At 35.9% G+C, this 11,469-nt stretch carries 14 protein-coding genes; 12 read left to right on the top strand and 2 right to left on the bottom strand.

Annotation, left to right across the window (positions count from 1 at the left end; translation table 11 throughout):
• Window positions 1-27: 27 nt before the first annotated feature.
• Complete coding sequence (locus AAIE21_RS02385; RefSeq protein WP_343265298.1) at window positions 28-975, bottom strand: COX15/CtaA family protein; 948 nt, start codon at window positions 973-975, stop codon at window positions 28-30.
• Window positions 976-1,474: 499 nt separating this feature from the next.
• Here AAIE21_RS02385 and cyoE point away from each other — a divergent pair, with 499 nt between their 5' ends.
• From cyoE to ctaG, 6 genes are all read left to right on the top strand, one after another.
• Window positions 1,475-2,398, top strand: coding sequence for a heme o synthase (gene cyoE, locus AAIE21_RS02380; protein WP_343265902.1), 924 nt, complete (start codon window positions 1,475-1,477; stop codon window positions 2,396-2,398).
• Between the two features lie 96 nt (window positions 2,399-2,494).
• Window positions 2,495-3,544, top strand: coding sequence for a cytochrome c oxidase subunit II (coxB, locus tag AAIE21_RS02375; RefSeq protein ID WP_343265297.1), 1,050 nt, complete (start codon window positions 2,495-2,497; stop codon window positions 3,542-3,544).
• Between the two features lie 33 nt (window positions 3,545-3,577).
• Window positions 3,578-5,440, top strand: coding sequence for a cytochrome c oxidase subunit I (ctaD, locus tag AAIE21_RS02370; RefSeq protein ID WP_343265296.1), 1,863 nt, complete (start codon window positions 3,578-3,580; stop codon window positions 5,438-5,440).
• On the top strand, window positions 5,440-6,063 hold the full coding sequence (gene ctaE / locus AAIE21_RS02365) for a cytochrome c oxidase subunit III (RefSeq protein WP_343265295.1): 624 nt from the start codon (window positions 5,440-5,442) through the stop codon (window positions 6,061-6,063). Before ctaD ends, ctaE begins: the two co-directional genes overlap by 1 nt.
• Window positions 6,064-6,066: 3 nt before the next feature.
• On the top strand, window positions 6,067-6,405 hold the full coding sequence (gene ctaF / locus AAIE21_RS02360; RefSeq protein ID WP_343265294.1) for a cytochrome c oxidase subunit IVB: 339 nt from the start codon (window positions 6,067-6,069) through the stop codon (window positions 6,403-6,405).
• An 87-nt stretch (window positions 6,406-6,492) separates the two neighbouring features.
• Window positions 6,493-7,398 (top strand): cytochrome c oxidase assembly factor CtaG, encoded by a 906-nt coding sequence (gene ctaG, locus AAIE21_RS02355; RefSeq protein WP_343265293.1) that lies wholly within the window; start codon window positions 6,493-6,495, stop codon window positions 7,396-7,398.
• A gap of 32 nt (window positions 7,399-7,430) precedes the next feature.
• Here ctaG and AAIE21_RS02350 read toward each other — a convergent pair whose 3' ends face one another.
• A complete protein-coding gene (locus AAIE21_RS02350) occupies window positions 7,431-7,796 on the bottom strand; it encodes a YugN family protein (RefSeq protein WP_343265292.1) in 366 nt (121 codons plus the stop codon).
• Between the two features lie 203 nt (window positions 7,797-7,999).
• Between AAIE21_RS02350 and AAIE21_RS02345 the strand changes: the two genes are divergently transcribed.
• The 6 genes from AAIE21_RS02345 (at window position 8,000) to AAIE21_RS02320 (ending at window position 11,424) form a co-directional block, all read left to right on the top strand.
• Window positions 8,000-9,037, top strand: coding sequence for a CAP domain-containing protein (locus tag AAIE21_RS02345; protein WP_343265291.1), 1,038 nt, complete (start codon window positions 8,000-8,002; stop codon window positions 9,035-9,037).
• 89 nt (window positions 9,038-9,126) lie between these two features.
• On the top strand, window positions 9,127-9,540 hold the full coding sequence (locus tag AAIE21_RS02340) for a YlbD family protein (protein WP_343265290.1): 414 nt from the start codon (window positions 9,127-9,129) through the stop codon (window positions 9,538-9,540).
• A 12-nt stretch (window positions 9,541-9,552) separates the two neighbouring features.
• The gene (locus AAIE21_RS02335; protein ID WP_343265289.1) at window positions 9,553-9,798 is read left to right on the top strand and encodes a YlbE-like family protein; all 246 of its coding nucleotides are present in this window, start codon (window positions 9,553-9,555) and stop codon (window positions 9,796-9,798) included.
• Window positions 9,799-9,875: 77 nt separating this feature from the next.
• The gene (locus AAIE21_RS02330; protein WP_343265288.1) at window positions 9,876-10,448 is read left to right on the top strand and encodes a histidine phosphatase family protein; all 573 of its coding nucleotides are present in this window, start codon (window positions 9,876-9,878) and stop codon (window positions 10,446-10,448) included.
• 119 nt (window positions 10,449-10,567) lie between these two features.
• The gene (locus tag AAIE21_RS02325; protein ID WP_343265287.1) at window positions 10,568-11,020 is read left to right on the top strand and encodes a YlbF/YmcA family competence regulator; all 453 of its coding nucleotides are present in this window, start codon (window positions 10,568-10,570) and stop codon (window positions 11,018-11,020) included.
• 137 nt (window positions 11,021-11,157) lie between these two features.
• Window positions 11,158-11,424, top strand: a complete 267-nt coding sequence (locus AAIE21_RS02320) for a YlbG family protein (protein ID WP_343265901.1) — start codon at window positions 11,158-11,160, stop codon at window positions 11,422-11,424.
• The last annotated feature ends 45 nt before the right edge of the window (window positions 11,425-11,469 follow it).

Here is an 11,469-nt window from a genome sequence, read left to right as displayed (position 1 = left end):
GCAAATCCCCTACTGGTGAAAGTGTGATTATAATGATTGTTTCTTTTGCGCTGTAGTTGATTTGTGTGTGTCTTGTGCGTTTGCTTTGCTTCTTGTACCTAACATAACTAAATAGCATAATACGGCAAAGAGACAAGAGATAAAGAGTGAGTGTAACAGTGCCATTGACAAGCTTGCATCTGTATATACAACTAAAACACCAACAACTGCTTGAAGGGTAACGAGAATAAATGAGGTAATCCATCCCCAATAAACAACTCGTTGTTGTTTATATTGACGAATAGCAATAAGCATCGCATATAGAATCCAAGCAAATATTAACATTGCTGCGACCCGATGTCCCATTTGAACCCATTCGTGTAACTGGGTAGGCCATGGTCTGTTTTTACTACAAAGTGGGAAGTCTGGACATGCTAAACTTGCACGTTCATGACGTACCAATGCTCCTGTATAGACGACGATATAACTGTAAATTGTTACACCATAAATATGAAATTTCATTTTTTTGTCGATAATGAGAGAACGTGCATCGAATTTTTTGTCAATCTCAAAAATAAGACACGTTAGTAAAATAACAGAAGCAAATGAGATTAAGGAAATACCAAAATGAATAGCGAGTACAGCAGGTACTTGTCCCCATACAACTGCGGCTGCTCCCATTAATGCTTGTGCAACTAGAAATACGAAAGATAAAATAGCGAGCGTTTTTGTTTCACGTACATGTTTATAATATTTCCAGGATAATATACAAAGAAGTGTAACGAGAATCCCTGCAGATCCTGATGTTAAACGGTGACTTAGTTCGATAATTGTTTCCATTGATAAATTTGAAGGAACAAATTCACCATTACAAAGTGGCCATGATTTACCGCAACCTTGTCCTGAACCTGTTTTTGTAACTAATGCCCCTCCTAATAAAACAAATAATAGGTCGAGACATGTAATGACTGCTAACCATTTAATAAAACGTTGCAATCTTTTCACCATCTTTCTGTTATGAAGTTATTGCGAAATATTTTCATCCCATCAATTTTATAGAACAAAACGCGCTACAGTCCTATGATATATAAAAAATAATAAAATAGCAAAGAAATGGGGGAATTGATAAGGTGCTTTCAAAAAACAAAAAAATGGAATGAAAAACACCTATTTTAGGGGAAAATACTTCTATTATAAAAAGAAATGGGGAGAATGCATGTCAAATATGACAAAATAGTTTATTATAGAAGATAATCTCATGTTATGATAGGGAGTAATAGGATAAACTTTTTTATTGTTCGACACAAAAAGTTCATGTTTTCTTCACAAATTGTTTGGGAAATATGATTTAATATATTCGAGTATGGGCGTAGATTAGTAGTAGAGTGAGAAAACAACATTTCTACTGTAATAATATTGCTATATAGAAGCGTATTACTTTTTGTAAAGTAAAGACGTGAAAGAAGGATGAAAGTTTTAAGAGGGGGTTGAAATGATGAACCATGCAACAAGTGAGCTGCATGATGAGTCAGCTGTAACAAATGTACCGGAAACAACACGTGTACAAGATTTATTAGCGCTCGTTAAGATGGGGATTGTAAACTCAAATACACTTACAGTGTTTACAGGGTTTTGGTTGGCTTTACACTTTAATGGATTAAATGCTGTGAATCACTTGGATAAAATGTTCTTTACAATTGTCGGTTCTGCATTAATTATGGCGGGGTCATGTAGCTTAAATAACTATATTGATCGAGATATCGATCATTTAATGGAGCGGACAAAAAACCGTCCGACAGTAACTGGAAAATATAAACCTGGGTTTGTGTTAACGTTAGGTATTGCACTATTGCTTCTTGGATTTGTATTCTTACTACTCACAACACCAATGGCAGCATTGATTGGTTTCATTGGTGCTTTCACATATGTTGTTTTGTATTCATTATGGACAAAACGAGCCTATACACTAAATACAGTAGTAGGTAGTGTATCTGGAGCAGTTCCACCTTTAATTGGTTGGGCAGCAGTTGATCCTAGTTTAAATCATCCAATTGCTTGGATGCTATTTTTAATTATGTTTATTTGGCAAATCCCACATTTCCTCGCGTTAGCGATGAAACGTGTTGATGAATACCGAAATGCAGGCATTCCAATGCTTCCTGTTGTACATGGATTTGATATTACAAAACGTCAAATCATGATTTGGACAGTATGTTTATTACCACTACCATTTTATATGAGTGGACTCGGAGTAACATTCATGGTACTTGCAACACTGCTTAACATCGGATGGATCGTATTAGGATTCTATGGCTTCCGTAAGACGGATGACATTAAATGGTCCGTGCAAATGTTTGTCTACTCCTTGAATTACTTGACAATCTTATTTGTGTCAATGATTGTAGTTACATTCTTCTAAGACAACGACATGAGGGGATTTCTTTACGTTGAGATTTACTTTACTTACTATAGATAAAGTACAATCTAATTCACAAAGAAAGTGGGGGTTGTTTGTATGAAGAAACAGTGGCGACTGCTTTCATTCGTTTCACTGCTGGCTTTACTGTTAGGGGGATGCGGTAAAGCCTTTCAATCTACTTTAATTCCGCAAGGTGAAGTAGCAAAAATGCAATATGATTTACTCTTGTTAGCAAGTGCAATTATGGTAGGTGTAGTACTTGTAGTTACTATTATTTTCTTATATGTAATTGTGCGTTTCCGACAAAAGAAAGGGCAGGAAGATTATATCCCGAAGCAAGTTGAAGGAAATCACAAGCTAGAGATTATATGGACAGTCATTCCAATTATCCTTTTACTGATATTGGCTGTTCCAACTGTTACATATACATTCAAACTTGCTGATGTAAGTGCGATGGAGAAAAAGAATATTGATAAAGATACGATCGTTGTTGATGTAACAGCGAATCTTTATTGGTGGGAATTTTCTTATAAATCAGAAAAGGTAGTAACTTCACAAGATTTAGTTATCCCCACAGGAAAGAAAGTATATTTGAATTTGAAAGGTGCCGACATTAAACATTCATTTTGGGTTCCATCTTTAGCGGGAAAAATGGATACGAATACAGATAATGTCAACAAAATGTGGTTAAAAGCAGATAAAACGGGCACTTATAATGGTTTTTGTACAGAATTTTGTGGCCCATCACATTCTTTAATGCAATTTAAAGTGAAAGCTGTTGATGAAAGCGAGTACAAAGCTTGGATTGCTGATATGAAGAAGATTGATGGTAAGAAGGAAGTAGCTTCTACAAAAGAACAAGAAGGTAAGGAAATATTCAACAAAAGCTGTATTGGTTGTCATGCAGTGGAATCAAATGATAGTAGACCACCTTCTGCACGTATCGCACCAAACCTAGCCAACTTTGCTGATCGCGATATGGTTGCCGGCATTGCTGAAAATAATGAAGAAAACCTAAAAAAATGGCTAAAGGATCCTGAAAATATGAAACCAGGAAATAAAATGACTGGTAAATATGGCAACTTAACGGATGAACAAGTAGATGCATTAAATGCATATTTGCAAACGTTAAAAGTTGAGAAGTAAAGAGGGATTATTTGCGAAGGGGAGGTTGAAAACGTGAGTTCTGTAGCAAAAAAACAGGGGATGGGTGCTGTTATATGGGATTATTTAACGACAGTAGACCATAAAAAAATTGCCATTCTCTATTTAATTGCAGGTGGGTTATTTTTTATCATTGGCGGTATAGAAGCGCTATTTATCCGTCTTCAATTAGCAATTCCAAATAATGCTTTTCTTGTTGGGGATGCGTATAACCAAGTATTAACGATGCACGGCACAACAATGATTTTCCTCGCAGCTATGCCGCTTGTATTTGCATTTATGAACGCTGCTGTACCACTTCAAATTGGAGCACGGGATGTGGCGTTTCCATTTTTAAACTCACTTGGATTTTGGTTGTTTTTCTTCGGTGGAGTATTTTTAAACTTAAGTTGGTTTTTGGGAGGAGCACCTGATGCAGGGTGGACATCTTATGCATCGTTATCCCTTGCTTCTAAAGGGCACGGTGTTGACTTTTATGTATTAGGATTACAAATATCAGGTATCGGCACACTAATCGGTGGTATTAACTTCCTTGTCACAATTATTAATATGCGTGCACCCGGAATGACATATATGCGTATGCCGATGTTTACATGGACAACATTTGTAACTTCTTCACTTATTTTATTCGCTTTCCCACCATTAACAGTGGGATTGGCACTACTTATGTTAGACCGCTTATTTGGTACAAGTTTCTTTAATCCAGCTTTAGGAGGGAATACGATTATATGGGAGCATTTATTCTGGATCTTTGGTCACCCAGAAGTGTATATTCTTATACTCCCAGCTTTCGGAATATTCTCAGAAATCTTCGCTACATTCTCTAAAAAACGATTATTTGGTTACTCATCTATGGTATTTGCAACAGTGTTAATTGGATTTTTAGGATTTATGGTATGGGCGCATCACATGTTCACAGTTGGTCTTGGTCCTGTTGCGAATGCTATTTTTTCAGTTGCAACAATGGCAATTGCAGTTCCGACCGGTATTAAAATATTTAACTGGCTCTTTACAATGTGGGGCGGGAGTATCAGGTTTACAACACCAATGATGTGGGCTGTTGCTTTTATTCCATCATTCGTAATGGGTGGTGTAACAGGAGTCATGCTTGCCTCGGCTCCGGCTGACTATCAATTCCACGATAACTATTTCGTTGTGGCACATTTTCACTACGTAATCGTTGGTGGGGTTGTGTTTGGGTTATTAGCAGGTGCACATTATTATTGGCCGCTTATGTTTAATAGAGTATTAAATGAAACGCTAGGGAAAATTACATTTTGGTTGTTCTTCATCGGATTCCATTTAACATTCTTTATTCAGCATTTCCTTGGTTTAATAGGTATGCCGCGTCGTTACTATACGTATTTACCAGGTCAAGGGTTAGAGATGGGGAACTTAATTAGTTCGATTGGTGCTATATTTATGGGACTTGGAACGATTGTTCTTTTATTCAATGTTGTGAAAACATCGTTGTCTAAAGAAAAAGCAGGACGTGATCCATGGGATGCTCGTACGTTAGAATGGACAATGCCAGCTCCGACACCAGAATATAACTTTAAGCAATTACCATTCGTTCGAGGATTAGATCCGTTCTGGATTGAGAAACGTGAAGGGAATAAAGAAATGACACCAGCGGAGCCTGTGAGTGACATTCATATGCCGAATCCTTCATTTTCACCATTTGTTATATCACTTGGTTTGTTTATAGCAGCATTTGGTGCAATGTATATGCAAGGTGGAAAAGATAAATTTTGGTTATTAGTCGCAATTATTGGACTTATCATTACGTTCGGTGCAATGTTCTTGAGATCGATAATTGATGATCATGGGTATCATATTCATAAAGAAGATTTAGATGATAAGGGGGGCAAGGCGTAATGCATGTAGAGGAAAAATTAACGAATGAAACATTTCCAGCAGAGCCTGAAAAAGCAACCCTTGAGGGGAAAAATAAGTTTGTAGGATTTTGGTTGTTTCTTGGAGGCGAAACGGTATTGTTCGCTTCCTTGTTCGGCACATATTTAGCATTAAAAAATTCTACGAACGGCGGTCCCTCTTCGCAAGAAATGTTTCAAATGCCACTTGTGTTTATTATGACAATGCTTCTACTAACAAGTAGTTTAACGAGTGTATATGCGATGTATCATATGAAAAACTTTAATTTTAAGCAAATGCAGCTTTGGTTAATTGTTACGGTACTATTAGGATTGGGGTTTTTAGGGTTTGAAATTTATGAATTTTATCATTATACACACGAGTTTAAACATACGATGAGAAGTAGTGCATTTGGTTCAGCGTTTTATGCACTTGTTGGGACACATGGATTACACGTACTATTTGGATTACTGTGGATCTTAACATTGATTTTTCGTAATGCAAAACGTGGTTTGAATTTATATAACGCTCCAAAGTTTTACGTCGCATCTATTTATTGGCACTTTATTGATGTAGTTTGGGTGTTTATTTTCACTGTAGTATACTTGATGGGAATGGTGGGATAAACAATGGCGACAAAGCAAACGAATACAAGTAACTCAAAGGTAGATCTCGTTTATCGTAGAAGAAAAAATACGGAGGAAATGAAACATCAAGTGATTACATTTGGTTTAATGATTTTCTTAACGATTGTAGCTTTTGTAGCAGTCGCTTATCCGAAAACATTTAGTCCTCTTTTCTCTGTACCATTTATTTTATTGCTAGCTGTCGTTCAAGTTATATTTCAATTATATTATTTCATGCATATGAGCCATAAAGGACATGAAGCAGCAGCCTTTTTCTTATATTCAGGATTGTTAGTAGGTTTGCTAACCATTTTGGCTTTTATGACAATTGTGTGGGTTTAAACCGTAAAGGATAGGGGGCTTAGATTTATCTTAGCGCCCTTTTTCCTATGAAGATAAGAAGTTCATATCGAAAGGGTGGGTGTGAAAATGAGCAATTTATGGATATTTGGTTTTCAAGCGTTATGGAGCCCGTTTTTTTTATTTTTTATGGCGTCTATCCTTATCTGTTACTTTCTTATTATTGGACCATATAGAAATCGGTTTGAAAATGCAGAAAAGGTAAACAAAAAACAAATATTTTATTTTACGACAGGGATTGTCCTTCTATATATTGTAAAGGGCGGACCCGTTGATTTACTTGGACATATTATATTCAGTGCACATATGTTTGAAATGGCGGTGATGTATATCGCAGTACCTCCGCTATTACTATTAGGAATACCGATTTGGCTGTATCAATATATCACATCCTTTAAGGCTGTCCAAATTATTTTAATGTTGTTTACAAAACCGCTTATTGCGCTGTTTGTATTCAATGGTTTATTTTCTTTTTATCATTTACCAGCAGTCTTTGATGCTGTAAAACAAAGTCAAATTGCACACACTCTCTTTCTTGCTATTCTATTTTTTACAGCGATGATGATGTGGTGGCCAATGCTAAATCCATTACCAAAGTATCAAACACTAAGTGAAATAAAGAAAATAGGATATATGTTTGCAAATGGTGTATTATTAACACCAGCTTGTGCATTAATCATCTTTGCAAGTGAATCCTTGTTTGCTACATATACAGATCCAAGTTTATGGATGAAAGCGATGGAACTTTGTGTACCTGCGGGAACATTGAATGATTTAAACATAACTGGACCAGAATTTTTACATTGGATGCCAGTAGTAGAGGATCAACAAACAGGTGGTATCATTATGAAAATTGTCCAGGAAATAGTGTATGGTACAATTATCGGTTATGTATTTTTTAAATGGGCACGTAAAGAACGTAAAAAAGATGAGGAGCAACTACAAGCAGTGCCTCCGTATTTGCAAACGAAATAAAGAAGGTGTATCACATGGATACACCTTCTTTTTTACTCTATAACTTGAAATTCCTTCAGCTCTTTTTCAATATTTTGCAGAAGTTGTTCGCTTTTTTGAAGTACGTTTGTAGGGAAAATTTCATTCTCTCCATATTCAACACCATGGGGATAATAATGTTTTCCTAACAATGGGGGAAGTAATTTAACTTGTGCGTGTCGTCCTCCAATTTCTCCTTCTACTGCAACACCTTGTACGCGTAAATAATATACATCCTTTAATATCTCAAATTTATAGTCATATGTAACTCGTTCATAATCCCACTGTCCAGCAAGTACGAAATGATGATTTTGCATGACTTCTGTGAGAAGCATAAAATCAATAGTTGCATCTATAAGTTTTGAATTTGTAAACTGCATAGGATCCCTCCTTATTTTTATTTGAAACCTTTAATTTTATAATAGTATGAATAATGAGAAATCGCAATTCATATTGAGAGAAAAGGGAGAATCACGACTTTTTTCATAAAAATATGATATAGTGAAAATAGTATGGTACACACAAAAGTGAAAAAAGTATTTGTGTATATCTCAATTTCATGTTTGACCAGGAGGTATATTGTTTGAAGAAATTATTACGTATCGTAATGATTACGATTTTTATTTTAGCAATTGATTTATACGGGAAATTACTCGTTTCGCAATATATATTACCACCATCTCAATCTAAGCAGGAGCATAAGATTGTTAAGAAAAAGAAACAGATAAATGAAGGATTTCCAGAGACAATTTCCCAATTAATAGGGGGAGATTCCGAAAGCTTATTAGCAAAATGGGGTGAACCAGCTCGAATTGAACCTTCTGCGTACGGTTATGAATGGTGGATTTATAATCAAGATTTGTCAAAATATGTACAGTTTGGTGTTGCAGAACATAAAATTGTAACAGCTTATGCTGCCGGTGATCAACTGGATGTAGCCCCATTCCGTATGAATGAAAAATATGAAGAGGTCTATAAAAAAAATCCATTCTCACATGAAATTTCTTTAAAAGAAGGAAGGAACAGCTATCAATTTGAATTATCTGATGCTGAAATTGCGGAACAACCACTGGTTTCGATAGAAGAAAATGGTTGGGCGCAGTTATATTTTGACAGATTCACACATAAGCTTGTCGGAATTCGGTATATGGATGATGAGATATTGCTTCGACAAAGACCGTATCAACTTGTTTATTCAGGAGAATTAGGAACGGATCAGCCAATCGCTCCAGAAAAAATGACACAAATAGAACATGGGAATATGCGACAAATTCTAGATTTAACGAATATTATTCGTAGTCGTCATCAATTGCCGCTATTAACATGGGATCAACAAACAGCTGAAGTGGCTATTGGACATAGTAAGGATATGAAAGAGAATAATTATTTTTCACATGATTCACCAAAATTTGGAGCTTTAGGAGATCGATTACAACGTGGTCAAGTTGCATTTCAACTTGCAGGTGAAAATATAGCAGCGCAGCATACTGATGGCATCGCTGCAGTGCAAGGTTGGCTGAATAGTGAAGGACATCGGAAAAACTTGTTAAATGAACAATTTACTGGACTAGGTGTTGGAGTCTTTGATAAATTTTATACACAAAATTTCATTAGAAAATAAGAGAAGGTGCATGAATCGTTTAAAAATAGGCGAACCATGCGCCTTTTTTTTCTTACAATATAGTAGATATATCTGAAGAGGTGAGGATTATGATAAAAACAAAAGGACCATTACATCCTTCTGTTCAACAATTTAAAGAGTTTGTAAACCATCACCCTAAAATGGTTCGCGAAGTTCGAAATGGTCAAAAAACATGGCAACAATTTTATGAGGAATGGTATTTACTTGGAGAGCAAGATGAAATGTGGAAGGTCTATAAAGCAGATGGAGAAGCAATTTCTTCTCCAGCACAAGAAAATATTGATGAAAAAGCTGCCGATTTGATGGGGCAAATGCTTTCTTTTTTTAAAAAATTAGATGCAGAGCAAATGCAACAACATCTAGCTAATGTAACGAGCGCGATTGGGAGTGTGCAGCAGGTTATTCAGCAATTTCAAGGGAATCGTACACGACCTGAGCAAAGAACTTCTGAAAATAATCCATTTTTCTTTCGAAAAGATTAGGAGGAAAAGAGGATGAGGGCAGAGCTTATGGAATTTATAAAAGCTGATAAAGATTTAGAGCGTTACATTCGTGAACAACCCCATTGGTATCGAAAATTATCCCGTAATCCGGAAGAAAAGGAGGCATTTGAATTAGCTGCTTTAGAGTATTATAAAAAGACAATTCCAGATAAAGTTGCAAAATTTCAAAATCAATTGGCAGTTGCTTCTATTATGATTGACATGTTTCAATATATGAAGCAGCAAAATGCAACATAATTGGTAGGAAAAACTATGTCCGTCATGCGAAACTTTTGTTACAATAGAAACGGATTATTGGAAAAAGGAGTTATAACATGACGGAAATTTGTTTAGTACGACATGGACAAACTGATTGGAATTTTCAAGAGATTATTCAAGGGCGTGAAGACATTCCGCTTAATGAAGTTGGGAAAAAGCAAGCAAGCCAAAGTGCAGCAGCACTAAAGTTGGAAACGTGGGATGTGATTATTAGCAGTCCCTTAATTAGAGCGAAGGAAACAGCGCAGGCTATTAGCAGGGCTATTGGAATACAGTCTATTCTTCTTGATGAGCGATTTGTTGAACGGAATTTTGGAGAGGCTTCAGGAAAACCAGTTCCTACAGTTAGAGAATTGATTGCAGAGGGAACTGTAGAAGGTATGGAGACAGATGAAGAGATTATAAATCGCTGTTTCGCTGCATTGCAAGATGTTGCACAAGTACATGAAGGTAAGCGTATTATTATTGTTGCACATTCACATGCGATAAAAGCAATTTTACACGCAATCTTACCTGATGAAATTACATTTAAAACTCCATTGAAAAATGCTTGTATTAGTTACGTAAAAGAGGAGAATGGAAGTTGGGATGTGCTGAGATATAATATCGCGGAGCATATTTGTGTATAAGGAATTATGATGGATGAGTGTTTTCAGTAATAGAACTTTTTACTTTAGATACAGATGTGATAATCAAATTAGTAGTTCTGCTTTAAATATGTTATGATGGATACTCGGAGGTGTCTCTCATGATTGTAGCGACGCTTGAAAGCGTAATGATATTAGACGAGGCAGAACAGCTTGCAAAAGCGATTGTCTGTTCAGATATAGCAGAGAGTTATCGTGAATGTTATAAGGCGTTACAGGAAGATTTAGAGGCTCAAACATTAATTGATCAATTTACAGTAATGAAAGAGCGATATGAAGAAGTGCAACGCTTTGGAAAATACCATCCTGATTATACTTTCGTTTCGAAAAATATGCGAGAATTAAAACGTTCTGTAGATTTGCATGAAAAGGTATCTGCTTTTAAAAAAGCAGAAAACGCTTTGCAAAAACTATTAGATGAAGTTAGTGTGGCAATTGGTTCTGAAGTATCATCTGCTATTAAAGTTCCTACTGGAAATCCGTTTTTTGATGCAGGTGGATGCGGAGGCGGTTGTGGCTCTGGTGGAAGTTGTGGTTGTAAAAAAACGGGGTGATATGCCCCGTTTTTTAGAATATGAAAGAAACCGTATACAGAACTCGTTCTACAATGCGCTGTAATTTCACAAATTTCTGATTATTGTTTATAGGATACAAGAATATGAGTATATAAAAGGAGAAGATGGAGAAGATTATGTTCGGGCAACGACAAAGTATGGTTGTTTATTTACATTCATTGAAACATGCCAAGATTTTAAGGAAATATGGTAACATACATTACATATCAAAGCGTTTGAAATATGCAGTCGTATATTGTGATATGGAACAAATAGAGTATATGATGCAAAAACTAAATAAACTTCCTTTTGTGAAAAAAATTGAGCAATCATATCGCCCGTTTCTTAAAACGGAATTTGAAAATTCACGTCCGGATCGCGCGAAAGAATACGACTATAGTTAAAAAGGAAGACCCCCACTAATTTTGGTGGGGGTTTCTTTATGTATT

The sequence above is a fragment of the Paenibacillus sp. 102 genome, from assembly GCF_039549175.1.
Lineage (GTDB): Bacteria > Bacillota > Bacilli > Bacillales > Bacillaceae_G > Bacillus_A.
This window is presented reverse-complemented; position numbering and strand designations above follow the sequence as displayed.